The organism is Streptomyces sp. NPDC006733 (assembly GCF_040636125.1).
GTDB lineage: Bacteria > Actinomycetota > Actinomycetes > Streptomycetales > Streptomycetaceae > Actinacidiphila.
The window spans coordinates 24181-47109 of the sequence record NZ_JBEYJD010000011.1 but is presented as its reverse complement, the minus strand read 5'-3'; the positions used below and the strand labels follow the sequence as shown (position 1 = coordinate 47109).

Genomic DNA, 22929 nt, shown 5'->3' with positions numbered 1-22929 from the left:
GGCGCGCCATGCTCGACCCCTCTCTCGCCGCCGAGGACTCCCCCCGCTCCGGCACCACCTTCGCCGAGGCCTGGCTGCGCCGGTTCGCGGCGTCGGCGCTGGCCACCGAGGCCGAACTGACCGCACTCGACCAGCTGCTGGGCGACGGCGACTTCGGCGTCAACCTCACCACCGGGTTGCGCGGTGCGCTGCGCGCCATCGACGCCCAGGAGAGCGGAGGTGAGAGCGGCCCCTTCCAGGCCGCGGCCTCCGCGTTCCTGGACGACGTCGGCGGCACGAGCGGCCCGCTGTTCGGACTGCTGCTGCAGGAGTTGGCCACCGCCATCGCCGCCACCGGGGAGCTGAACGTCTCCGCGCTGGCGACGGGACTGAACGGCGGTCTGGCGGCCATCCAGCGGGTCGGCGACGCGTCACCGGGCGACAAGACGCTGGTCGACGCCCTCTTCCCGGCCTGCGCCGCGCTCACCGCGTGGCCTTCGTCGGGGGACCCCGCCGCCGCGTTGCGCGGGGCCGCGCAGGCCGCCTGGCAGGGAGTGCGCGACACGGCCCGGATGAGCGCCCGCCGGGGCCGGGCGAGCTATGTCGGCAGCCGGGCCGAAGGGGTGCCCGACCCCGGAGCCGTGGGCGTCGCGCTCTTCTTGTCCTCAGCTGAGGACACCGTCGTCGACGTGGCGGCGCAGCTGCGCGCCACCGGCTCGGACCGGCCGGCGGCCGGAGGATAGATCGGGTGGCCGGTCGAGCCGTGCAGCGGCCATCGTCTGCCGGCGGGGAGGTGGTGCGCGGTGCGCCCCGGGAACCCGTCGGGCGGGCCGTGGTCGGAGGCCCCGCCGGACGGCAGGGCGCACCGGGCACCGGCGTCAGCGGGTGGCCAGCGCCGGGATGCGGGTGTGCGCCCACTGCTGGACCCGCGGGTCGTCGAGGGAGTCCACCCACAGGTCGGTCAGTGCCGCGGTGGCGTCGGCCGGGCGCGGTCCGGTGCCCAGCACCCGCATGCCGGCGCGCTGGGCGGCCAGGACGCCGCAGTGGGAGTCCTCGATGGCCAGGATGTCGCTGGGCTCGGTGGCGCACAGGCGGGCGGCCTGGAGGTAGACGTCCGGGTGCGGCTTGGGGCGGACCGGCCCGTCGGGCACCACGATGTGGCCGAAGTGCTGGAGCAGGCCGGCGGTGTCGAGGCACGACTCGACCACCTCCATCGGGCAGTTGCTCGCCACGGCCAGCGGCATGGACCCCGCCAGCGCCTCGACGAGTTCGACCGCCCCGGGCATGGTCATCGGCCGGTCGGCCACCAGCGCCTGGAAGTGCTCCAGCAGGCGCTGCGTCATCCGCTCCCCGAGATCCGGCCGTCCGGCCAACGTGGCCAGCATCTGGCCGCACTCGGTGTAGTGCAGGCCCTTGGCCTGTTCGGCGAATTCCGCCGTCGGAGTGAATCCGATTTCGGCCAGAGCCCGTACGCGGGCGTCCTGCCAATGCTTTTCGGTGTCCATCAAGGTTCCGTCGCAGTCGAACACGACGGCGACCGGGGTCCAGGAAAGGAGGGAGGCAGAGTTCATGAGTGTGTGCTTTCTACTCGATCGTTCGGCGAATGCATTCCAGTCCGCGGCCGCAGTCGAGCCCGGCCGGGCGGCCGTTGGCGGCTCGCCAGGTGGGTACGTGAATGCCTCGGGAGAGGGCTCCCGGGCGCGGCTGTAAAAGGTCCGGACAGGTGTCGGCGAACGGCGGAATTTCTCCCGCCGCCACGAACATAACGATCGTTACGCTAGGTCGATGACCGGGGGTAGTCAACGAATTCCATACGGTTATCGGCGCGTGTCAGTACTGCAGGACGCCGTAAGCGCTGGTCACGCCCCCCTGCACGATCCGGAACCCGCATTTGCTCCGGCGTGGCGCGCATTCGATGCGTGCGGCGGGGGAGAACTCGGTGAAGCGCAGGGCCTTCAGCCGCCCGGCGCGGGGGCGCACGAAGGCGGTCCCGCCGGCGACGACCGCGGCCTGCCGGGCCGCCTCCAGCAGGAGCATGCCCGGGATGTGGTCCACGGCGTGGTCGAAGAAGAACGGATGGCGCCGGTCGGCCGCGTGCACCACAGCGTGCCCGTCCTCAAGCCCGATGACGATGTCGCGCCCATGCGGTACGCCCAGCAGCGCCGCCTCCGGGCGCCCGCCGGGCTCGCCGGGCAGCTGCTCGTCCACGCTCCCGCGCCCACCGCGCAGTGCGGCGAAACGGTCGGCGGCCACGAACCGGACCCCGCCCCCGGCCCGCGCGAACGCCCGCCCGCCCGCCAGCAGGTCCACGGTGAGCCGCAGCCCGGTGAGCGTGCCGTCGGACCGGATGCGCGGATTGCCCACCTCGGCCCGGCAGGTGACTTCGGTCGCGCCGTACCCCGCGGTCGGCTCCGCGCGCGGGTCGAGCCGGAAGAACATGTCGGTAATGACAAACCGCGTGGTCTTCGCGACCCCGAAATAGGACAGGGGAACGACAATCCCCAGTTCGCGTAGCGTCTCGACCACCAGCAGCGGATGATGCAGCCGTGCACCGTCGCGGGGAAACGTCGGATGCGAGGGAGACCACGACGCTGCCGCGTCGAACGTCCACCTCCCGGTTCGTCGCACATCGGTCAACAAGACCTCCGCGACGGAACTCCGATGCACCAATTCCCGGGCGAGCGTGCGCGACCACCGCAGCGGTCGAGACCCTCCGGCCGGGGCGCCGGGAGATGCCTTCATAGGATGAGCAGACATCAGTTCGGACAACGCCACCCTTCCGGTGCCGCCGAATGCCGCACGGAGTCACTACATTTCTCCCGACGGACAACGAGAAGGGCAACACAGCATGGACACAAGGGGTGCGGAAACAACCCGGCGGACCCTGCTGGAAACCGCGGCACAGCTGTTCGACCAACACGGCTATGCGGGCACCAGCATCAGCGACATCAGTACGGCCTCCGGCCGCACCAGCGGCGCCATCTACTTCCACTTCGCCAGCAAGGAGAACCTCGCCCTGGCGGTCCTGCAGGAGCACTTCGCCACCTGGCCGGAGCTGGTCGAGCGCTACCGCGCCTCCGGGCGCCCGGCCCTGGAGCAGCTGGTCGCCCTCAGCTTCAGCGTCGCCCGCGCCTTCCGCGACGACATCGTCGTCCGGGCCGGCGCCCGCCTGTGGATGGAACGCAAAGCCATCAACGCCCCGCTGCCGGCCCCCTTCGTGGGCTGGATCGACGTGGTGAGCGCGCTGCTCACCGAAGCCCGCAAGGAGGGCACCCTGGCCCCGGGCATCGTTCCCTGCACCGCCGCCCATGGCGTCGTGTGTGCCTTCTTCGGCCTGCACACCGTCTCCGACGCCCTGGGGTCCCGCGAGCAGATCGAGGACGAGCTGCACAACCTGTGGCTCCTGCTCCTGGCCGCCCTCCAAGCCCAGCCCGACCCGCCCGCCCTCCTCGCCCACGTCATCGGACACCCCCACATCCCGGCAGCCGCCACGGGCGAAGCCCCCGCGCGACCCTCCCAGGCGCCGGCCTGAGCAGAACCCCACTCCGAGCCGCCCGGCGGGATCCGCGAGGCCCCTGCCGGGCCAAGAGCGTTGACGGGCACAGGGCGGTCCTTTCGGCACCGCCCTCGGACGGCGGTGACGGCGGTGACGGCGAACGGATCGCGGGATGACTCCCACTCCGGCCCGCTGCACCCGCCCCGGCGAGCCGCCCCCCGTTTCGACGGCGGTGCCCAGTCGGCGGCCATACTGCGGGATGTCCGTATCTGTGGGCTACGTGGCCCGGTGGCCATGGCGCCCGCGCGGCCCGGTTCGGAGACTGGGGGTGTGGGCGAACGCCCCGGCAGACGACGAAGCAGGTGGTAGTAGTGGCGAACGGCCGTTCCGCAGCAGGCGTGCAGGTCCCGGATTCGAAACTGGCCGGTGAGGCGACGCAACTCGTCCGGGACCGCACGAACGATCTGATCTACGACCACTCGCGGCGGGTGTACTTCTTCGGCAGCCTGCAAGGCCGCCACCGGGATCTCAGCTTCGATCCGGAGCTGCTCTACATCGCGGCGATGTTCCACGACCTCGGGCTGGGGGAGCCGTTCCACCACAGCGGGCGGCGCTTCGAGGTGGACAGCGCCGACGAGGCCCGCCGCTTCCTCCAGGCCAGGAACGTGCCGGAGGACAGCATCCGCCGGGTGTGGACCGCGATCGCCCTGCACACCACCCCGGGCATCCCGCAGCACATGGAGCCTGAAGTGGCGCTGGTGACCGCCGGCGTGGAAACCGACGTGCTCGGCATCGGCTACCACGCCCTTTCCCCGGAGGAGCGTTCCGCCGTCGTGGCGCTGCACCCCCGCCCCGACTTCAAGCGGCGCATCCTGCAGGCCTTCACCGAGGGCGTGCGGCCCAAGCCGGAAACCACCTTCGGCAACGTCAAGGCCGACGTCCTGGCCCACTACGTGCCCGGCTTCGAGCGCGGTGACTTCGTCCGCACCATCCTGGACTCCCCATGGCCCGAGTAACGGGGGGCACGACGCCGCGCGTGGTGGCCGTCATCGCCTTCGAGGACGTGCAGTTGCTGGACGTGACGGGCCCGGCGGAGGTGTTCGGGACCGCCAACCACTTCGGTGCCCGCTACGACGTGCGGACCGTCTCGCCGAGCGGCGCGGACGTGCGGACCTCCTCCGGGGTCCGGATCGGCGTGGACGGCGGCGCGGGAGACCTTCCGCCACGGCTCAGCACAGTGGTCGTCGCCGGCCGACGCGACTGGCGGCAGGCGGTCGCCGACGCCGCCGTCGTCGAGTGCGTCACCGAGGTGGTGCGCCGTGCGGACCGGGTGACGTCGGTCTGCGCGGGCGCCTTCCTGTTGGCGCAGGTCGGCGCCCTCGACGGGCGACGCGCGGCCACCCACTGGCGCCTGGCCGACGAACTGGCGGCCGCGTACCCGCAGGTCCACGTGGAAGCGGACCCGCTGTTCGTCACCGACGGGCCCGTCACCACGTCCGCCGGCGTCACCGCCGGCATCGACCTGGCGCTGTCGCTGGTCGAGGACGACCACGGCCCCGACCTGGCGCGCGACGTCGCGCGCGAGCTCGTCGTCTTCATGGCCCGCCCCGCGGGGCAGTCCCAGTTCAGCGCGCGCCTGACGCCGCGCGAGGCCCGGCACCCGCACCTGCGACGGGTCATGGACACGGTCGTGGCCGACCCCGCAGCGCCGCACAGCCTGCACTCGCTCGCCCGGGACGTCGGCGTCAGCCCGCGCCATCTGTCCCGCCTGTTCCGCGGCGAGACCGGCATGTCACCGGGCCAGTACCTCGAAGCGGTACGGCTGGAAAGCGCACAGCTCCTGCTGGAGGCCGGTGACGAGCCCGTCGAAACGGTCGCGAGCCGGTCCGGGTTCGGGTCGTCGGAAACCATGCGCCGCACCTTCCAGCACACCCTGGGCATCGCGCCCACGACCTACCGGGCGCGCTTTCGCTCCACCAGACCGGCGCCCTGAGGGGCTGGGCCAGCCCAGGACAAGACCGTCCCCGCCGAATACTCCCGCCGTCGATCGTGACCTTCATGTGTGAGCGGCTGGTCGCCGGTTGTGGCTGCGCTGGGGTCGGACAGCAGGCCGAGTGCCAACTTCCGGGCTCGGCGCCCGGATTCCACCCGCGTGCTCCGCCCCGCTGTCCGGCTCATCAGGCCTCGAAGCCTTCCTGCCAGCGGGCAGGGCCTACGCTGCGACCTGTGGCCATCGTATGATCGTTTGTCTTCATGCACCGATGGTCAACGGTGGCCGCGTCCGTCTCCCCAGCGCGTCAGGGGCGCGGCGTCTGCCTGCCGTCCGGTATCTGGAGGACTTGTGCAACGTGGCGAAGTCTGGTGGGTCCAGTTCGACGAGCGGCGATTGGTTGTACTGCTGTCGGGAGAGGACACGTCCGGGATCCGGGTGATGCAGGTCGTCGCTCCGGCAGGCGTCGACATCAGCGGTCTGGGCATCGAAGTGATGGTGGGTTCCCGTGAAGGGCTGCCGTTCGAAGGCGTGCTGCGGCTCGCGTTCCCGCGTCCAGGCTTCACTCCGTGCACGTGGTTGACCACGGTGTCCCGGGACGACCTGATGGAGCGGGAGGCCGTCCTGTCCTCCCAGAAGCTCGGCGAGATCGACGACGCCCTGCGACTCGCTGACCAAGCGCGCGAGCACACCCCGGGGGCGACCGCGAAGCTCAGCGAGATACGGGATGCGCTCGGTCTCGGTGAATTCCGGTAGACGACGAAGGAGCCGACGCCCGGTGACGGCGTGGGCGATCTCGGCCGAGATGATCCACGGTCTCGGTGCCCCGCACCATCGACGTCACGACCGACGGCTGGATGGCCGGCTGTCCTGACCGCGGTCCTTGACGGACTGTTCGATGGTGTACGCGGTCGCGGTGAACGCCGCGATCTGCTCGGCGGTCAGGTCCCGCACGGAGATCTCCTCCAGGCTGCGCCACATGTCCGCGATGGGTTGCTGCATGGCACGGCCCTGGTCGGTGAGGTGGACGACCATCACGCGCCGGTCGTGCTCGGCCGGCTCGCGGGTGAGCAGCCCGGCTTCCTGCATGCGGCGCAGCGACTTGGAGACCGTGGAGTGGTCGAGGCCCACGGCATCCAGCAGTTCGGACTGCGTCTGGCCGTCACGGTCGAACAGCTGCATCAGCAGCAGTTCCTGCCCGGGATGCAGGTTCATGTCACGGAGCATGCCGGCGGCGTGGCCGCGATGGGCCCGGGCGAGGCGGAACACGGCGTAGCTCAGGCTCCCCTGGAGCGCCGTGCTCGGGGGTGGTGCCGCGGGGTCCGTCATCGTTGCTCCTCAGGCGGTGCGGGGGGTGCTGTGGGTGGTGCGGGTCGGGTAGTCGGTGTAGCCGGTGGCGCCTCCGCTGTAGAAGGTGGCCGGGTCAGCGGTGTTCAACGGCGCTTGGGAGCGTATCCGGTCGACCAGGTCGGGGTTGGCCAGCGCCATCGCGCCGACGCTGATGACGTCGGCACGCCCCTCGGCGACGTCCAGGGCGCGGGTGGGCAGGTCGGCGCCGGGCCGGTTCAGGACCAGCGTGCCCGGCCACCGCGAGCGCAGCGTGGCGAGCAGTGGTTCGTCGCCGGCGTGGATCAGGTGCAGGTAGGCGAGATCCAGCGGGGCCAGGGCACGCACCAGCGCCGGATACAGGGCGTGGACGTCGTCCTCGTGGATGTCGTTGTACGGGTTGCCGGGGGACAGGCGGATGCCGGTGCGCCCGGCGCCGATCTCGTCCGCGACGGCGGTGGCGACCTCGACGGCGAAGCGGATGCGGTGGGCGAGGGAGCCACCGTAGCGGTCGGTGCGGTGGTTGGCGTTGCCGGACAGGAACTGGTGGATGAGGTAGCCGTTGGCGCCGTGGACCTCCACGCCGTCCGCGCCCGCTTGGATGGCGTAGGCGGCGGCCCGGCGGAAGTCCTCGACGGTTGTGGCGACCTCGTCCAGGGACAGGGCGCGCGGCTCGGGCATCTCCTGCGGGCCGGTCGCGGTGAACATCACCCCGGCGGGACGGACCGCGGACGGCGCCACGGGCTGCCGGCCGTGCGGGGTGTTGTCGGGGTGGGCGATGCGCCCGGTGTGCATGAGCTGGAGGACGATGCGCCCGCCGGCGGCGTGCACGGCGTCGGTGACCTCGCGCCAGCCGGCCACCTGCTCCGGCGAGTGGATGCCGGGCGTGAGCAGATAGCCCTGCCCGTCGGGAGACGGCTGGGTGCCCTCGCTGATGATGAGCGCGGTCGAGGCGCGCTGGGCGTAGTACTCGGCGTTGAGTTCGGTCGGCACGCCCTCGGCGGTGGACCGGTCGCGGGTCATCGGGGCCATGACCAGCCGGTGCGGCAGTTGGATGTCCCCGGCGTGCGTGGGCTGCCATAGGGGGCTGAGATCGGTGGCGGGCACAGGGCTCTCCTCAGGTGGGGAACGCGGGGCGGTCGGTTGGACCTGGTGGTGCGGGGGCCGGCCCCCTGGGGGCGGGGGGCCGAGGCCCGGGGGAGTGGTCAGTCGACGGTGAGGACGAGCTTGCCGCAACTGTGGCCGGCGTCGCTGGCCTCCTGGGCCTTGGCCGCGTCGGCCAGCGGGTGGGTCGCCCCGACGGTGGTGACCAGGGTGCCGTCGGCGGCCTGGAGGGCGAGTTCGGCCAGCCGAGCCGCTGAGCGGCGTTGGGGCCCGGCGGAGAAGACGATGCCCAGCTCGCGGGCGCGGAAGTCGGCGGTGGTGACGATCCGGTCGGTGCCGCCGCGCAGGGTGATGGAGTCCTCCAGCGCGCCCTTGCCGGCGGCGTCGAGGACCGCGTCGATGCCGTGCGGGGTGAGGGCACGGACCCGCGCGACCAGGTCGTCGCCGTAGACCAGCGCGGTGGCGCCGAGCGAGGTCACGTACTCCTGGTTGCCCGGTCCCGCGGTGCCGATGACGCGGGCGCCGCGGGCGACGGCGAGTTGGACGGCGATGGTGCCCAGCGCCCCGGACGCGCCGTGGATCAGCAGCGTCTCACCGGCCTGGACCGCGAGCAGGTCCAGGGCCCGGTCCGCGCCGTCACCGGCCACCGGCAGGGCGGCGGCGTGCGTCCAGTCCAGACCGGCCGGCTTGGGGGCCAGGATGGTCTCCGCGGCCAGGGCGTACTGGGCGTAGGAACCGGTGTCCGACCATCCCAGCACCTCCTCGCCCACCGCCAGCCGCTCGACGCCCTCGCCCACGGCGTCGACTACCCCGGCGATCTCCCCGCCGGGCACGGCCGGCAGCGCGGTGGGAAAGATGTCCTCCATGGCCCCGGAACGGATCTTCCCGTCCACCGGGTTGACGCCGACCGCCCGGATCCGCACCCGGACCTGACCGGGGCCGGGCTGGGGGATCTCGAGCTCCGCCTCGTGCAGGACTTCGGTGCCGCCGAACGTGTCGAAAACGATGGCCTTCATGACTGCTGTCTCCTTCAGGGAGGAACCGCCAACCCCTTGTATGTGGCTAGCCACATAAAAAGTAGCACCGATTATGTGGCTAGCCAAGCAATCTGCCGCTCTCGGTCGTTCGCCGCATCTCTTCGCTGGTCAGGTGGGGTGGGGCGGTGAGGTTGGAAGGCCCGAGCGGCGCATGGCGGCGGGCGTCTCTCTGCGATGCCGTGACCGCGGCCGCCGTCCTCTGCAGGATCTCCCGCCTGGCACCGCCTGGCACCGCCTCGCGCCAACCTCGCCGACCACGTCCTGCACTGGTCGCGCTGGCGCTGCCGACGACCGTTCCCAGCCCGCACCAGTCACTACGAACTGACGCGGCCACACACCACCAGAGACCGCCCACACGTCAACCCCCCCGACCGTTGCCGTACTCAGAGTTGTCCCGTGACTGATCGTTGGCAGCACGGGAGTGGCAGGCCGGAATCGCACCCCAGGTTGCCTTGGGGGGAGGCACTGACCGCGAGGCTGTCGTAGCGGGTGGCCACGGCTCGGTGCCTCTTGCGCCGGTTGATCCCGCACGCGACCGCGTGGCGCTCACGGACGTCGACCGGGTCGACATGCGGCGGCCGGCCGCCGCGGGGGCCGAGCTTGTGGCGGCCCGGGCCGGGTAAGCCCTCGGCGGGTCCGGAGCGAAGGGGCATCGTGAGCGATCGGGACGCGACCGTGCGGCCGTTCCCCGGGTCGGGGTCGAGCGCGGGTCCCCGGACCCGGCGGCCTGCGCGAGATGACAGCGATCGAGCCCTCGTCCCGGGCCGTCTCCAGGTTCTTCGCGTTGTCAAGGAGCCCGAGGGACCGCTGGCTGCCCGCGGGAGCGCACAGAGGGCTTGTCGCTTCCCACCGGACCGCCTCGGGGAGTGGGTGGTACGGGATCTGAGGGCCTACCGATGGCGTCGCGCTGGATGCTCGGGGCGCCCTTCTCGCTCTGACCACAGCCCGCGATGGGAGGCGGGCTTCCCGCTGGTCCGCGCGGGCCACCGCTGCGTCGGTTGCTGTGCCCGGGTCGGGCGAGCACGCGACATAGGTACGAGTTCAGCCGGGGCCCACCGGGGGACGGAAGGGCAGTGCCGCCGTACCTTGAGGGCAGCCAGGCACGTCTGCGGGGACACCGACTGTGCCCCCAGCCGGCTGCCCGGGCACCTGCTCCGCCGGTAGTTTCGTTCAGTGAGCCTATGGACTTCCCTTGAGCCGGCGTCAACCACCGTAGACGCGGGCAGTACCGCCGCCGTACGACTGCGGCTTCGCAACACCGGCGACGTGGTGGACGAATACCGCTTCGACCCCGTCGGCGAGATCGCGCCCTACGTCACGGTGGAGCCGCCGATCCTCCGGCTCTACCCGGGCAGTACCGGGGCCGTCCAACTCACCTTCGCGCCGCCGCGTACCCCGGACGCCGCCGCCGGGCCCAACCCGTACGCCGTGCGGATCATTCCGAGGGAGCACCCCGAGGCGACCACGGTCCCCGAGGGCAACCTCACCATCACGGCGTTCACCGAGATACGGGCCGAACTTGTCCCGCACACCGTCAAGGGACGCTTCCGGGGACGGCCCAAGCTCGCCATCGACAACGTCGGCAACACCCCGCTCACCGCCTCCATCACGGGCAACGACAACGGCGACGAGCTCTCGTACGAGATCCACCCCGCCAACGTCCAGATCGAGCCGGGGCGCGCCGCCTTCGTCAACGCGACGCTCCGACCCCGCCAGCTCATCTGGTTCGGCCACAAACAGCAGCGGCCCTACCGCCTGGCCGTACGGCGTTCCGGTACCACGCCCCTCGACGTCGACGGCACCTACATCCAGCGCGCATTCCTCCCGCGCTGGCTCGCCACGCTGCTCACCCTGCTGATATCTCTCGTCGTCGCCTTCCTGATCCTCTGGTTCACCAAGACGGCCGCGGTGACCAGCCAGGCCAGCCCGCAGGTCTCGCAGCCCGCTGTGGCGACCCTCCCCCCGCCTCCCACCTCGGTGCCCCCGAAGCCCAGCGACCCGCCGTCCCCATCGCCGACCGCGCCGCGCGCCGTGGCCGGGGGCGGTGGAGGAGCGCCGGCCAAGCCGAAGCCAAAGCCCGCGCCGAAGCCGGACACCGCGGCGGTCGCGGTCACCGCGCTGAACGAGAAGTCCCCGGGCCGGCACGTCTGTTACCGGGCCTACGTGGCCGGCATCGGCTGGCAGCACACGGTGTGCGACGGCGACATCGCCGGCACGCAGAACGAGGGCCGCTCCATCGAGGCCGTCAACATCGCCGTGTCCGGCAGCAGGATGGCATCGGGCAACGCGTTCATGGAGACGGTCGGGTTCCCGCCTTCATGGACGTCCGCCGCGGAGATGAAGGACTTGACGGTGGGAACCCCGGGCAAGGGCCTGGAGTTGGACCAGTTCACCATGAGCCTCAGTGACGGCGTCGTCTGCGGCAACGCCTTCGTCGAGCGGGACCAGTGGCTGGGAAAGGGGTGTGACCACCCGGGGGGTCCGGGCAATTGGATCAGTGTCGGGGTCACGGACAAGTCTCTCCACCTCGAGGCTTTCCAGCTCAAGATGGACAATATGGACGTGGTGGGTCACTAGGCCAGGGTTCCCCTCCACCCCAGTGTCCGCACCACTACGAAGGTCCGACGTCCGCACCCGAGAATGGCGCGAACCGGACCCTTCGCGGCCATCGGTGGTCACCCGCCACTTTCCAAGGCACGGCAAAGGGCGCCGCGGAGCGGCACCCATCTCGCTGGTCCCGAACCACCGACCACTCCACCGCCGGCGCGCAGCCTGACCGCCCCACTTCGCGGGGCCTGACCTGCTTGCCTCCGCGGGGCTCAAAGGTCGCTCGACAGGACGGACTTCATGCTCGGGCCGGATGGGCGCGGCCTGCCGACGAGTGGACTTCCCCTTCTTCCGGCCGAGAATTCACGTCATGGTCGGGGAAACCTCCTGACGTGATTCAGCCACGCTCACGAGCGATACCTGGGTCGATCCCAGGAGCGGCGTCACGGTGAAGGCGGAGGCTGAGCAGGGCTAGGGCCGGGCGCCTCCGTGCCCTCGGCGCCGTCTTCGGGCCGTGGCATCGAGCTGCCGGCGCCCTTTGCCTATCGATGCAGGTCGGCGCGGTGTTTCTGGGTGGATTCCCAAAGATCAATTCCCGGATGGCCCGGAACCCTGAACTCCATGATCAAGAATTGGAATCGAACACAGTGTTGTGATGGGCGTTACTGTTCGATACGCTCACGATCCTCAACAACGGCAAGTCCGCCTAATGCAGGGGGCATTGTGGGTTCGTTCGTATCGGCCGTTTCCTCCTGGCGCGTTTCTTGATGGATTCCGCAGGAGAGAAGTTAAAAAGCTCGGACCCCCTCTTACCCGACAGCCCGTCCCCCTTTCGGAGACGGGACTTCTTTCTCTTCTGGACCGCGGGTGCGGTCGACGGCCTCGGTACCTGCGCATCCTCGCTCTTCCTGCCGCTGATCCTGCTGGGTGCCGGCTATCCGGCCGGTCTCGCCGGCCTCGTCGCGTCGGTGTCCCTGGTCAGCGGGCTGGTGATCGCGCCGGTGGCCGGCGTGTACGCCGACCGGTGGCCGCGCAAGCCGATGATGTACGCCGCGGCTCTCGTCGCGGCGGCCGCCATGGGATCGGTGTTCGTGGCCGTGGCCCTCGGGCAGGTCGTCCTCGGCTACATCCTCGTCGCGGCCGTCATCGAGCAAGCGGCCAGCGCCACCTACGGGGCTGCCGCCTCCGGGACGATCCGGCGGCTGGTGCCACCGGGGGAGTACACCCGGGCGATCGGCTACCTGCAGGCGCGGGACCAGGCCGTGCAGATCGTCGGGCCGACGCTGGGCGGCGTGCTGTACCAGCTGGCGCGCTGGGTGCCGCTGCTCGCGGACGCGGCGTCGTTCCTGCTGGTCGCGGGGTTGAGCAAGGCGATCCGCGCGGACCTGACACCCGTGCGGGAGGGGCCGGCCGCGTCGTTCACCCGTGACCTCGCCGAGGGACTGCGCTTCGTGTGGGCCGAACCCTTCCTGCGCTTCGTGGTGGTGTGGACCGCCGGGATCAACGCGCTGCTCGGCGCGCTGTACTTCCACGCCGTGTTCGCCTCCCACGCCCGCGGCGCCAGCCCCTCCTCGATCGGCCTCATCCTCACCCTGGCCGGAGTCGGCGGACTGCTGGGCTCCTTCGCCGCGCCGTGGCTGGTGCGGCGGGTGCCCGCCGGGCGGATCGTGACGGGCGCGTCGTGGGCCATGGTGCCGACAGCCGCCGGGCTCGCGTTCGCCTCCCGGACCTGGGCCTACGGGCTGCTGCTGGCCGGCGTGTCGCTGATCGTGCCGTCCGTGATCGTGGTCCTGCAGACCCAGGCGGTACTGGTCACGCCCGACCGGCTGCTGGCCCGGATGGGAACCGTCCTGTCCACCGCCGGGCAGGGGGTCGCCGTGCTCGCACCGGTCGCGGCCGGGGTCCTCGTGACCGCGTACGGCGGCCGCTGGGTGGCGCTGGGCTGCGCGGGCGCCTTCGCCGGGCTGGCGCTGTACGCGACGCTCCGCGCCCAGCTCGTGGTGGGAGGCACACCGTGACGCAGGCCGCGCCGAAGACGACCGCGCCGAAGGCGGCCGCACAGAAGGCAGCCGCGCCGAAGACGGCCCCGCGCACCTACGGCGTCTACCGGCCGGTCCTGCCGGTGACCAGCCCCCGCCACCCGGACCGGATGGTCTACACCGGGGACGCCGACGGCCGGTGCGAGATCTTCACCTGGGACCGCGCCACCGGCGCCGGACGGCAGGTGACCGCCCGCCCGCACGGCACGCTGCTGTGCGCCCTCGACGAGGACGAGGCCGTCTGGTGGTTCGACGAGGACCGCGGCGGCCGCGGCTGCTGGCGCACCCAGCCCTTCGACGGCGGCCCGGACCACCCGGCGCTGACCGGGGTGCCGCACGGGCGGCCCGCCGGACTGGCGTTGGCGGCCGGGGGCGCGGTGGCCGTCGGCATCCGGACCCCCGACGGGCTCAGCGTCCATGTGGGCCGGCGCGGCGGTGCCGGCACACCGGTCCTGCGGACGCCGGACTCCGGAACGCTGTGCGACCTGGCGCCCGGCGGTGAGCTGCTGGCGGTGTCCGGTCCGGCGCACTCCGCCCGCGCCGTGACGCTGCTGACCCCGGACGGGACCACCGTCGCCGTGCTCTCCGGCACCGAAGAGCGCACCTGGGCCCTCGGCTTCGCGCCGACCCCCAGCCCCTCGCCCGGTCCCGCACCGGCGCCGGGCCGCCCCCTGCTGCTGGTCCTGCGCGAACGGCACGGCCGCTACTGCCTCGGCACGTGGTCCCCCGGGAGCGGCCTGGAACTGCTGCCCTGGTGCACGTTCGACACCGAGACCACAGCCCGCTGGTATCCCGGCCCCGGCAGCCCGCGGCTGTTGGTGCGCCAGGACCGGCACGGGCGCAGCCGGCTGTTCACCGCCGACCTGGAGCGCCGCGAGCTGCTGCCCGTCCCGACCCCGGAGGGCAGCATCCTGGACGCGCTCCCGGCCGCCGACGGTGACGTGCACGTCATCTGGACCGACGCGGTCAACGTGCCGCGCGCGATGTCCCTGGCGGGTGCGGAGCTGCCCGGGCAGAGTCAGTGGCGTCTTCCCCGGTTCGGCCACCGCCAGGAGTTATGGACGCCCGGGCCCGACGGCCCGGTGCACACCCTCGTCACGACGCCCGCGGACCGCTCCGCGCCGTATCCGCTGATCCTGCTCGTTCACGGGGGCCCGGCCGACCACGACCGCGACGCCTACGACCCCATGGTGCAGACGCTCGTCGGCTCGGGATACGCCGTGGCCCGCGTCAACTACCGGGGCTCGACGGGCTACGGGCCGCGCTGGCGCTCCGCCTACTCCGAGGGCGTCGGCCACACCCAGGTCGCCGACCTGGTGCGGGCGCGCGCCGAGCTGCTGGAGCGGGGCATCGGCCGCGCGGGCTCGGTGGGCCTGTGCGGGACCTCGTGGGGCGGGTACCTGACGCTGCTGGCCATGGGGACCCGCCCGGAGCTGTGGGACGTCGGGGTGGCGGTCAAGCCGCTCGCCGACTGTGTCACGGCCTTCCACCACTCCACGCCCGCGCTCCAGGCGCTCGACACCGCGCTGTTCGGCGGCACGCCGGAGCAGGTGCCCGATGCCTACGCCCACGCCTCCCCGTCCTCCTACGCGGCCGCCATCCGCGCTCCCCTGCTGGTGGTGGCCGCGCGGCAGGACGCCAAGTGCCCGCCGGAACAGATCGAGGCGTACCTGGACGTGCTGCGCGCGGGCGGGGTGGCCCACGAGCTGATGTGGCTGGACTCCGGCCACGACGGCTACGACGGCGCGGAGCACCTGGCCGTGATGAAGCGGTCCCTCAGATTTCTCGGTCGCGGGCTGCCTTCGGCACCCGTGCGGGCCGAGCCGCCCCCACACCAGGAGAGGAGGTGAACATCATGCAGAAGGACATCATCCACGGCGACCCGCTCGATGGCGACGAGGAGAGCCGTAAGCCCGGCGTCGGCGTCGTCGTCTACCTCCGCTCCGCGGAGGAGATGGAGGACGAGGACATGTAGTGCATGGGGGCCGGCCACGCTCTGCGGAGCGCGGCCGGCCCCGACCCCGCCCTCCGGCCGTCCGGTTCCGCTGCTGAGGGCTCGACGCGTTCGACGAGCCCGACCGGTCCGAGACCGGCTCGGCCGGTGGCCGGACCGATGCCCGACTCCGTACCTGGATCACATGAGAAGAGGCCAGCCATGCGCGTACTCCTGGTGAACATGCCCTGGGCCCCGATCGACCTCCCGTCGCTGGCTCTCGGAATTCTCAAGCGCAGCGTCGACGAGCGCGTTCCCGGCGCCACGGCGGACGTGCTCCACGCCAATATCGAATACGTGGACTGGATCACCAAGACCACCGAATTCACCCTTGAGGACTACTCCTACTACGCCCTGGGCTCCTACTTCCTGGGATGCGGCGACTGGGTGTTCTCCTCCGCCCTCTACGACGACCCGAAGTGGCGGGTTGCCGAGTTCACCGAGGCGATGCGCACCCGGGTCCGCGGGCCGCGGATGGCGATGACGCAGGCCCTGCACGTGACCGCACCCGATTTCGTCCGTCACATCGCCGAACGCATCGTGGAACTGGCCCCGGACGTCGTCGGGTTCAGCTCGACGTTCCAGCAGAACACCGCCGCGCTGGCCGCCGCCAAGTACGTCAAGCGCCTCGCCCCGCACATCAAGACGGCCATGGGGGGCGCCAACTGCGACGGCAAGCAGGGCGAATCCGTCCACCGCAACTTCCCCTTCGTCGACTACGTCCTGCGCGGTGAGGGCGAGGTGTCGTTCCCCGCGCTGCTCAACGCGCTGGGCGCCGGCGAGCCGCTGGGAGACGTGCCGGGGCTGTGCTGGCGGGGTGAGGACGGATCCTCCGTGGTCAACGCCATGGCCACCACGCCGCTGCCGCCAGCCGCGATCCTGCCGCCGGACTACTCCGGGTACTTCGAGCGCCTCGCGTCCTCCCACGCACGGCACTGGGTCGAGCCGAAGCTGGTGGTCGAGGGAGCACGGGGGTGCTGGTGGGGCGAGAAGCACCACTGCACGTTCTGCGGCCTGAACGGATCGTTCATGCAGTTCCGCAGCAAGAGCCCGGACGTGTTCTACGACGAGATCATCGAGCTGGCCACCAAGCACCGGGTCCTGGACATGTACGTCGTCGACAACATCCTGGACATGGGGTACGTCAAGTCCGTGCTGCCGCGCATCATCGACAGCGGCTACGACCTGCGCATGCACATCGAGATCAAGTCCAACATGCGGCAAGGGCAGCTCCAGACCCTCGCCGACGCGGGCCTGATCTTCGTCCAGCCGGGCATCGAGAGCCTCAACAGCCGTGTGCTGACCCTGATGGACAAGGGCGTCACCGGCGGCCAGAACGTCCGCATGCTCCGCGACGCCGCCACCGTCGGGCTCTCGGTGGCCTGGAACTACCTGCACGGCTTCCCCGGCGAGGACGCCGAGGACTACGACGACGTGGTGGCGCAACTCGCCGCGCTGGAGCACCTGAACCCGCCGGTCGGCCCGTCCTCCCGGATCGCCATCGAGCGCTTCAGCCCCTACTTCAACAACCCCGAGCTCGGCTTCTCCGAGCTGCGACCGGGCGAGCCGTACCGGCTCACCTACGACCTCCCCGACGCCGAGATGTTCGACCTCGCCTACGTCTTCGACGTGCCGCCGCGCGGGATCGACGAGGATGTCGTCCGCCGCCTCGACGAGGGCATCGCGCACTGGAAGCGGAACTACGCCGGCAGTCGTCTGACGCACTGCGATCTGGAGGACCGGATCGTCCTGGTCAGCAAGCGCCGCTCCTTCGACTGGACCTACCTGGAACTGACGGACCCGTTCGAACTGGCCCTGTTCCGGCTGCTCGACCAGCCGCACGCGGTGAAGGCCGCTGCCCGCAAACTCCATGACGCCCACCCGGTGGGGGAGGAGGCGTTGCGGCAGGTCCTGGCGCGGTGGCGGGAGCTCGGGGTGGTCTTCGAGGACAGCGGGCAGTTCGTGCAGATCGCGCCGCCCGCCCGCAACGAGGAGTTCCTGCGCATCGACTTCATGCGCCACACCTCCGCCCGCGACGCCGAACTCGCCGCGACGACCGTCTGACCACCGCCGACGACCGCCTCACGGAGAGACGACGATGACGCCAGCACTCACGGGCACCGCGCCCTTCACCATCACCGCCGCACGCGACTACGAACCCGAGGTGGGCGCGCTCCCGGGCATGTCCCTGGGCACCTACGAGATCGACATGTCCGGCGGCGAGGCCGCGAAGCGGCTGTTCACCGCCGGAGCCCGGCAGGTCACCCTGCCCCGCCCCATCGACGTCACGGACCCCGCCGACGCCGCCTGGACCGTCCAGGCGCTCAGCTTCGTCGGCGACCTGTCCAGCCTGGCCATCGCGGTCGACTGGCAACTCCACACCGGCCCGGACCCCGACGCCTGGCGCCACTACAGCCATCTGCACCCGCCGACCGCCGTCCTCGGCACCGCCGACCCGGCCGCGACAGCGCTGGAGTGGCGCAACACCTACTACATCTGCAAATGCGTCTTCCGGTACGGCCCCGGCTTCATGCAGGTCCGCGACCGCCGCTACGGCGAACTGCGCCGCTTCACGATCGACGAACCGGAGTACCACCAGGCCATCGAAACCCTCACCGACGGAGCCCCCGCCGACGCCATCCCCACCCCGATCCTGGACGACCTCATGGCCGAGACCCTCGTCCTGCGCTTCGGCGACCACCTGTGGTGGGCCCCCTACCGCGTCCGCCGGTGGTCGGAAGCACCGCTGGTGATCTGATGGTCCTGCTCGCCCCGCACCACCACGGCGGTGCGCGGACGGCCGCGCCGGACCCCCATCGGACCGCGGACCCCTGGGAAGGGATCATCTACGCTGGCGTGGTGACTGATGAGCAGGAGCGGGTGCGGCCGTCGGGAGTGTGGGCCACGGCGGTGGGAGTGGCCAGGGTGCGGGCGCTGGAGACCGGGCGCGAGGACGCGCTGTTCCGTGACCCTCTGGCGCAGGCATTCGCCGCCGCCGGCGGCCTGTGGCCCTCCTCGCCGTCGCCCGATGACGAGGCTGCACGACGGCGCCGGCTGGCCGTGTCGTTCTCGATCGTCATCAGGACGAAGTTCCTCGACGACCTGTTGCGGCAGGCCTCCGCGTCCGGGGTCCGCCAGGTCGTGCTGCTCGGCGCCGGCATGGACAGCCGGGCCTACCGGATGGACTGGCCCGAGGGTACGCGGCTGTTCGAGGTGGACACCGCCGCACCGTTGGACTTCAAGGCGTCGGTGCTGCGCCAGGAGCGGGCCGTGGCACGCTGCGAACGGATCACCGTCGCGGTGGATCTGCGGGAGGACTGGCCAGGCGCGCTGGCGGCCGCCGGGCACGATCCGGCGGCGCCGACCGTGTGGATCGCAGAAGGCCTACTGATCTATCTGCCCGAGGACGCGGTGGAACTGCTGCTGGCCCGGGTCAGCGCGCTGTCGGCGACAGGCAGTCGGATGGGGCTGACCTTGGGCTCGCGCGGCGTGCTCGAGCGCTTCGGCGCGGACGCTGCGCCGGGATCGGCGGCGTCCCTGTGGGTGTCGGAGATGCCTGACGACCCGGTGAGCTGGCTGGGTGGGCACGGCTGGGATGCCGACAGCCATACTCTGCGCGAGCGTGCTGCCGTCTATGGCCGACCCGTCGGCACCCCACCGCAGCGCGAGGAGCAGCCCGGCGGGCTGATCTCGGCGATCCGCCGGTAGGGCGCCTCTCGGCTCCCTACCTCCCGCACAGCAGGTTCCCAGCGTCGCTGAGGCCGCCGCCGATCGCGATGGCTTGCGGGGCGCGGCTGCAGGTGATGGCGTGCTGCGCGCGCACGGTGCGGACCTCAGGAGGGCGAGGTGGTGGGCTTGGGCAGCGTGGGCGCCTGCCGGGTGAGGCGGCCCTTCTCGATGGCGACGATGGCCCATTTCCCGTGGGCCAGGGCGAGGCTGACGGTGCGGTGCTGGGTGTAGGGCCTGTGGAGTTCGAACTTGTTCGTGTCGAGGTAGCTCTGGTCGGCGGCGGTGAACTCGATGGTGCTGTCCATCTCGACCTTCGCGGTCTTCATGTCCTTGGGGAAGGTGGACTGGTACCAGGCGATGTCGGTCTGGTGGGTGGCGAGGTGGTTGGTGGTGAACAGGTCGGCGAGTCCGGCGTCGTAGTGCTGGGCGCGGAGAGCGTCGGCGAAGTCCGCGTTGTAGAAGGCGAACTCCTGCGCGGCGCTGTCGGCGATGGTGCGGTAGGCGCGGTTGTCGACCGCGCCGGAGTGCAGGACGACGGTTTTGCGGACGACGGTCACCACCGGGTCATCGTCGGGGAGTTGGGTGATGGTCTTGCCGTCGGCGTCGATGACGTGCCACAGGCTCTGCCCGGAGTGCCCGGGTGGCGTGGGTGCGGCGGCGCTGTCGGCGGTGGTGCTGTGGTCGGGGGCGCATCCGGCGGCCAGGAGGGCCGCGGCGAGGAGGAGTGGGGCGGCGGTGCTCTTGCGCATGGTGGCTGTCCTCGGGCGTGGGGTGCGGGCCGCCCCCGAGAGGAGAGGGCGGCCGGCACGGTTGGGGTCAGCGGGGTTCAGGACCTCGTGGGGAGGGGGGTCAGGAGGCGGGCTCGAAGGTCCACTGGCTGGTCCACCAGGTGCTGGGGGCGGCGCCGTGCTGGAGGTTGCCGGTGAGGTTCTCGGTGTGGGCGTAGGTGCCGGTGGAGCGGTTCTTCAGCCGCGTGTAGCCGGAGACGGGCTCCTCGGTCCACTGGCTGGTGGTGTCGGTGGCGGGGAGGCTGCCGTAGTGGACGACGGCGTTGCCGGCGGTGGTGTTCATGTACTCGCCGGTCCAGCGGTTGCGGTAGCGGGTGTAGCCGTCGGTGGTGGTCTCCTTCGTCCACTGGGAGCTCCAGTAGGTGGCGGGGACGGTGCCGTACTGGACGTTGCCGGTCTGGTTCTCGATGTTCAGGAACTGGCCGGTCTGGTGGTTCTTGATCCGCTGGTAGCCCGAGCTCTCGGGGTAGCCGGCGTTGTCCTTGAACACCCGCAGGTAGTCGACGTTCCAGGTCTTGGGCCAGACGTTGTTGTGGACGCCGGAGCCGGCGTCCGTGTAGAGGCCGAGGATCATGCCCATCGGCGAGTTGGGGGCGTCGTTGATGGTCTTGTAGAGCTGGTTGTCGTAGTAGAAGTTGAGCTGGGTGGGGGTCCAGTCCATGCCGTAGAGGTGGTACTCGGTGGTGGGGCTGCCACTGGGCACCGGGTTGTCGGACAGGTACCAGTCGCCGAGGAAGTTGGGGTCGCTCCAGCCGTAGGCGGCGATGCGCCAGTTCTTCGGGTTGGAGAAGAACGTCTCGACCATGTCGATCTCGGAGTTGGCGTTGCCGAGGGTGGTGTCGCCGGTACCGACCAGCCACAGCGCCTGGTGTCCGCCGCCCCCGACGTTGGAGTTCTTCGCGCGCATCTCGAAGTAGCCGTACTTGGTGGAGTAGCCGTTGAAGTCCGGCTCGTGGTGGTCGTTGGGCATGGAGCCGTTGAAGCGGTGCCAGTTGTCGTGCTCGTAGGTCTGGATGCTGGAGATCTTGACTGTGCCGTCGTACTGGGCGTTCCAGGCGGGGGTGTCGGCGTCGAGCCGCTCCGTGAGGGTGCCGCCCGCGATGGTGTAGCGGGCCTGGGCGTTCTGCGGGGTGGAGGTCCAGTGCGGGAGGTAGGACGGCAGCCACTTGCTGGTGTTGAGGCTGGGGCCGTCGAACTCCTCGTCGAAGTCCAGGGTGTAGCCGCTCTTGGTGGTGGGGTTGGGCGGGAAGTCCGCGGCGTGGGCGTTGACCGCAGGGAGCAGGAGGGCTGCCGCGACGGCCGTACAGGTCAGGGCGTTGCGGGTGAGGGACCGGCGGCGCCGGGTGGGGGCCGGCGTGGTGCCGGGGTGTGCTGCCATGATGCTTTCCCTTCGGGGACGGGGTGGAGGTGGTGCATGGGGACCGGTCCCGGGTGGCGGGCAGGGGGTCCTCCGTCGGGGGCCGGGGTCTGGGGTGGGCGTGGCCGAGCTCATGCCGCCGGGGCGTGGGGAGCGCCGGGGGAGCCGGGTTCCGGCCGGGCAGGCCGGGGGGCTGCGCCGGTGGCGGAGGCTGCGAGGGGGTGTGGTGCGGTCAGCCCGTCAGGTATTGGATGGTGTCGGTGTGGCGGGCGTGTTCGGCCGCCCACGCGACGAGGTGGCTCTCCAGGCTGGTCGCGGGGTCGGAGAGGATGTGGGCCCGGTCACCGGTGGACAGGGCGTCGAGGAAGGCGTCGACGAGGCGTTCGTCGCCCCCGCCGTGGCCGCTGCCGGCATCGGGGCCGTCCACGCCGAGGACGAGGGTCTCCTCGTGGCCGGTGACGAAGTCGGTGACGGTGGCGTGGACGCCGTCCCCTTCGAGACTGCCCCGGGTGCCGAAGATGCGGGTCTTGCGGTGGGTGAAGGGGGTGAAGCCGGTCATGGTGAAGGAGGCTGTCGTGCCGCCCTCGTATTCGAGGCTGACGACCTGGTGGTCGACGACGTCGTTGTCGCAGGCGTACACGCACCGCCCGTACGGTCCCTCGCGCAGGGCCTGCTCGACGCCCTCGGGGGTGCGTGCGTCGGTGACGGCGGACAGCGGCCAGCGCTCACGGTCCGCGTCGCCGAGGCAGCCGAGGTACAGCCGCTTCGCGGAGTAGGGGCAGCTGGATTCGACCGGGCAGTCCAGGCAGTTGTCGGCCGCGCCGGTGGGGCGGTTCTCGGCGCGGAAGTGCATCAGGGAGCCGAAGGAGGACACCTTGCGCACCGGCGCGCCGACGATGTAGGAGATCCAGTCCAGGTCGTGGGAGGACTTGGCGAGCAGCATGGGGCTGGCCTGGTCCTCGCGCCGCCAGTTGCCGCGGACGTAGGAATGGGCCTGGTGCCACCAGCCGACCGGCTCCAGGTGCTCGACGCTGACGACGTCTCCCAGTCGTCCGGAGTCGATGACGGCCTTCACGCCCTGGGTGTAGGGGGTGTAGCGCAGGACGTGGCAGACGGCGAGCATCACACCGGCCTTCTCGACAGCTTCGGCGATCTGCCGGGCGTCGTCCTCGCTGGTGGCCATCGGCTTCTCCAGCAGGATGTGGTAGCCGAGTTCGGCGAAGCGGACGGCCGGTGCACGGTGCTCGGCGTCCTGGGTGGCGATGATGACGGCGTCGGCGGGGGGTGCCTGTTCGGCCAGGGTGCGCCAGTCGTCGAAGACTTCCGCGCCGGGATGGCGTTCGCGGGCGGCCGCAGCCCGGCCGCGGTGGGGTTCGGCGACGGCGATGACCTGGGCGCGGCCGGTGGCGGCGGCGTAGGTGGCGTAGGTGGAGCCGCGGCTCCCGGCGCCGATCAGCAGCAGCCGCAATGGCTCGCCCGCTATGCGGGACGGGGTGGTGGCAGGCGATGGGGCATGGCTCATGGCGGTGTGTCCTTCAGGACGG

Annotated in this window: 20 protein-coding genes; 12 read left to right on the top strand and 8 right to left on the bottom strand. The window is 71.3% G+C overall.

The features are described from left to right. Positions 1 to 8: 8 nt before the first annotated feature. Positions 9 to 722 (top strand): dihydroxyacetone kinase subunit DhaL, encoded by a 714-nt coding sequence (gene dhaL / locus ABZ721_RS12160; protein ID WP_358788543.1) that lies wholly within the window; start codon positions 9 to 11, stop codon positions 720 to 722. Between the two features lie 135 nt (positions 723 to 857). On the opposite strand, the gene ABZ721_RS12155 is transcribed toward dhaL, so the two are convergent. Together ABZ721_RS12155 and ABZ721_RS12150 are read right to left on the bottom strand one after the other, a co-directional pair. Beyond that, complete coding sequence (locus ABZ721_RS12155) at positions 858 to 1550, bottom strand: HAD family phosphatase (RefSeq protein ID WP_358788542.1); 693 nt, start codon at positions 1548 to 1550, stop codon at positions 858 to 860. A 259-nt stretch (positions 1551 to 1809) separates the two neighbouring features. After that, positions 1810 to 2721, bottom strand: coding sequence for a ScbA/BarX family gamma-butyrolactone biosynthesis protein (locus ABZ721_RS12150; RefSeq protein ID WP_358788541.1), 912 nt, complete (start codon positions 2719 to 2721; stop codon positions 1810 to 1812). Between the two features lie 106 nt (positions 2722 to 2827). Here ABZ721_RS12150 and ABZ721_RS12145 point away from each other — a divergent pair, with 106 nt between their 5' ends. The 4 genes from ABZ721_RS12145 (at position 2828) to ABZ721_RS12130 (ending at position 6221) form a co-directional block, all read left to right on the top strand. Then, the gene (locus ABZ721_RS12145; protein WP_358788540.1) at positions 2828 to 3511 is read left to right on the top strand and encodes a ScbR family autoregulator-binding transcription factor; all 684 of its coding nucleotides are present in this window, start codon (positions 2828 to 2830) and stop codon (positions 3509 to 3511) included. A gap of 335 nt (positions 3512 to 3846) precedes the next feature. Next, a complete protein-coding gene (locus tag ABZ721_RS12140) occupies positions 3847 to 4491 on the top strand; it encodes an HD domain-containing protein (protein WP_358788539.1) in 645 nt (214 codons plus the stop codon). Then, the gene (locus ABZ721_RS12135) at positions 4479 to 5468 is read left to right on the top strand and encodes a GlxA family transcriptional regulator (RefSeq protein ID WP_358788538.1); all 990 of its coding nucleotides are present in this window, start codon (positions 4479 to 4481) and stop codon (positions 5466 to 5468) included. Before ABZ721_RS12140 ends, ABZ721_RS12135 begins: the two co-directional genes overlap by 13 nt. A 348-nt stretch (positions 5469 to 5816) precedes the next feature. Then, positions 5817 to 6221, top strand: a complete 405-nt coding sequence (locus ABZ721_RS12130) for a type II toxin-antitoxin system PemK/MazF family toxin (protein ID WP_358788537.1) — start codon at positions 5817 to 5819, stop codon at positions 6219 to 6221. Positions 6222 to 6305: 84 nt separating this feature from the next. On the opposite strand, the gene ABZ721_RS12125 is transcribed toward ABZ721_RS12130, so the two are convergent. The 3 genes from ABZ721_RS12125 to ABZ721_RS12115 form a co-directional block, all read right to left on the bottom strand. After that, a complete protein-coding gene (locus tag ABZ721_RS12125) occupies positions 6306 to 6794 on the bottom strand; it encodes a MarR family winged helix-turn-helix transcriptional regulator (protein WP_358788536.1) in 489 nt (162 codons plus the stop codon). Positions 6795 to 6803: 9 nt separating this feature from the next. Continuing rightward, positions 6804 to 7898, bottom strand: a complete 1095-nt coding sequence (locus tag ABZ721_RS12120; protein ID WP_358788535.1) for an alkene reductase — start codon at positions 7896 to 7898, stop codon at positions 6804 to 6806. Between the two features lie 98 nt (positions 7899 to 7996). Further along, positions 7997 to 8911: an NADP-dependent oxidoreductase gene (locus ABZ721_RS12115; protein ID WP_358788534.1), complete on the bottom strand. Its 915-nt coding sequence runs from the start codon at positions 8909 to 8911 to the stop codon at positions 7997 to 7999. A gap of 1194 nt (positions 8912 to 10105) precedes the next feature. On the opposite strand from ABZ721_RS12115, the gene ABZ721_RS12110 reads away from it, so the two are divergent. The 7 genes from ABZ721_RS12110 (at position 10106) to ABZ721_RS12080 (ending at position 19219) form a co-directional block, all read left to right on the top strand. Next, positions 10106 to 11509 carry a hydrolase gene (locus ABZ721_RS12110; protein ID WP_358788533.1) on the top strand — a complete coding sequence of 468 codons (1404 nt, stop codon included), beginning with the start codon at positions 10106 to 10108 and terminating at the stop codon, positions 11507 to 11509. 737 nt (positions 11510 to 12246) lie between these two features. Continuing rightward, positions 12247 to 13497 (top strand): MFS transporter, encoded by a 1251-nt coding sequence (locus ABZ721_RS12105; protein ID WP_358788532.1) that lies wholly within the window; start codon positions 12247 to 12249, stop codon positions 13495 to 13497. After that, positions 13494 to 15368: a prolyl oligopeptidase family serine peptidase gene (locus tag ABZ721_RS12100; protein ID WP_358788531.1), complete on the top strand. Its 1875-nt coding sequence runs from the start codon at positions 13494 to 13496 to the stop codon at positions 15366 to 15368. Before ABZ721_RS12105 ends, ABZ721_RS12100 begins: the two co-directional genes overlap by 4 nt. Then, complete coding sequence (locus ABZ721_RS12095; protein WP_358788672.1) at positions 15365 to 15493, top strand: hypothetical protein; 129 nt, start codon at positions 15365 to 15367, stop codon at positions 15491 to 15493. Before ABZ721_RS12100 ends, ABZ721_RS12095 begins: the two co-directional genes overlap by 4 nt. Before the next feature lie 180 nt (positions 15494 to 15673). Further along, a complete protein-coding gene (locus tag ABZ721_RS12090; RefSeq protein WP_358788530.1) occupies positions 15674 to 17575 on the top strand; it encodes a RiPP maturation radical SAM C-methyltransferase in 1902 nt (633 codons plus the stop codon). 34 nt (positions 17576 to 17609) lie between these two features. Then, entirely contained in the window at positions 17610 to 18269 is a 660-nt protein-coding gene (locus ABZ721_RS12085) for a DUF5825 family protein (protein WP_358788529.1), read from the top strand. Positions 18270 to 18370: 101 nt separating this feature from the next. After that, positions 18371 to 19219 (top strand): class I SAM-dependent methyltransferase, encoded by an 849-nt coding sequence (locus ABZ721_RS12080; RefSeq protein ID WP_358788528.1) that lies wholly within the window; start codon positions 18371 to 18373, stop codon positions 19217 to 19219. Positions 19220 to 19344: 125 nt separating this feature from the next. Here ABZ721_RS12080 and ABZ721_RS12075 read toward each other — a convergent pair whose 3' ends face one another. The 3 genes from ABZ721_RS12075 to ABZ721_RS12065 all read right to left on the bottom strand — a co-directional run bounded on the left by ABZ721_RS12075 (position 19345) and on the right by ABZ721_RS12065 (position 22907). Beyond that, positions 19345 to 19989: a hypothetical protein gene (locus ABZ721_RS12075; protein WP_358788527.1), complete on the bottom strand. Its 645-nt coding sequence runs from the start codon at positions 19987 to 19989 to the stop codon at positions 19345 to 19347. 100 nt (positions 19990 to 20089) lie between these two features. After that, on the bottom strand, positions 20090 to 21406 hold the full coding sequence (locus ABZ721_RS12070; protein ID WP_358788526.1) for a family 16 glycosylhydrolase: 1317 nt from the start codon (positions 21404 to 21406) through the stop codon (positions 20090 to 20092). Between the two features lie 211 nt (positions 21407 to 21617). Further along, the gene (locus ABZ721_RS12065; RefSeq protein ID WP_358788525.1) at positions 21618 to 22907 is read right to left on the bottom strand and encodes a Gfo/Idh/MocA family oxidoreductase; all 1290 of its coding nucleotides are present in this window, start codon (positions 22905 to 22907) and stop codon (positions 21618 to 21620) included. Positions 22908 to 22929: the final 22 nt, after the last annotated feature.

Excerpts from the sequence above, each read along its gene's own strand:
- ABZ721_RS12125 (WP_358788536.1), bottom strand. The coding sequence starts at position 6,794 with ATGACGGACCCCGCGGCACCACCCCCGAGCACGGCGCTCCAGGGGAGC.
- dhaL (WP_358788543.1), top strand. The coding sequence starts at position 9 with ATGCTCGACCCCTCTCTCGCCGCCGAGGACTCCCCCCGCTCCGGCACC.
- ABZ721_RS12105 (WP_358788532.1), top strand. The coding sequence starts at position 12,247 with ATGGATTCCGCAGGAGAGAAGTTAAAAAGCTCGGACCCCCTCTTACCC.
- ABZ721_RS12070 (WP_358788526.1), bottom strand. The coding sequence starts at position 21,406 with ATGGCAGCACACCCCGGCACCACGCCGGCCCCCACCCGGCGCCGCCGG.
- ABZ721_RS12145 (WP_358788540.1), top strand. The coding sequence starts at position 2,828 with ATGGACACAAGGGGTGCGGAAACAACCCGGCGGACCCTGCTGGAAACC.
- ABZ721_RS12155 (WP_358788542.1), bottom strand. The coding sequence starts at position 1,550 with ATGAACTCTGCCTCCCTCCTTTCCTGGACCCCGGTCGCCGTCGTGTTC.
- ABZ721_RS12065 (WP_358788525.1), bottom strand. The coding sequence starts at position 22,907 with ATGAGCCATGCCCCATCGCCTGCCACCACCCCGTCCCGCATAGCGGGC.
- ABZ721_RS12135 (WP_358788538.1), top strand. The coding sequence starts at position 4,479 with ATGGCCCGAGTAACGGGGGGCACGACGCCGCGCGTGGTGGCCGTCATC.
- ABZ721_RS12075 (WP_358788527.1), bottom strand. The coding sequence starts at position 19,989 with ATGCGCAAGAGCACCGCCGCCCCACTCCTCCTCGCCGCGGCCCTCCTG.
- ABZ721_RS12090 (WP_358788530.1), top strand. The coding sequence starts at position 15,674 with ATGCGCGTACTCCTGGTGAACATGCCCTGGGCCCCGATCGACCTCCCG.
- ABZ721_RS12085 (WP_358788529.1), top strand. The coding sequence starts at position 17,610 with ATGACGCCAGCACTCACGGGCACCGCGCCCTTCACCATCACCGCCGCA.
- ABZ721_RS12115 (WP_358788534.1), bottom strand. The coding sequence starts at position 8,911 with ATGAAGGCCATCGTTTTCGACACGTTCGGCGGCACCGAAGTCCTGCAC.
- ABZ721_RS12150 (WP_358788541.1), bottom strand. The coding sequence starts at position 2,721 with ATGAAGGCATCTCCCGGCGCCCCGGCCGGAGGGTCTCGACCGCTGCGG.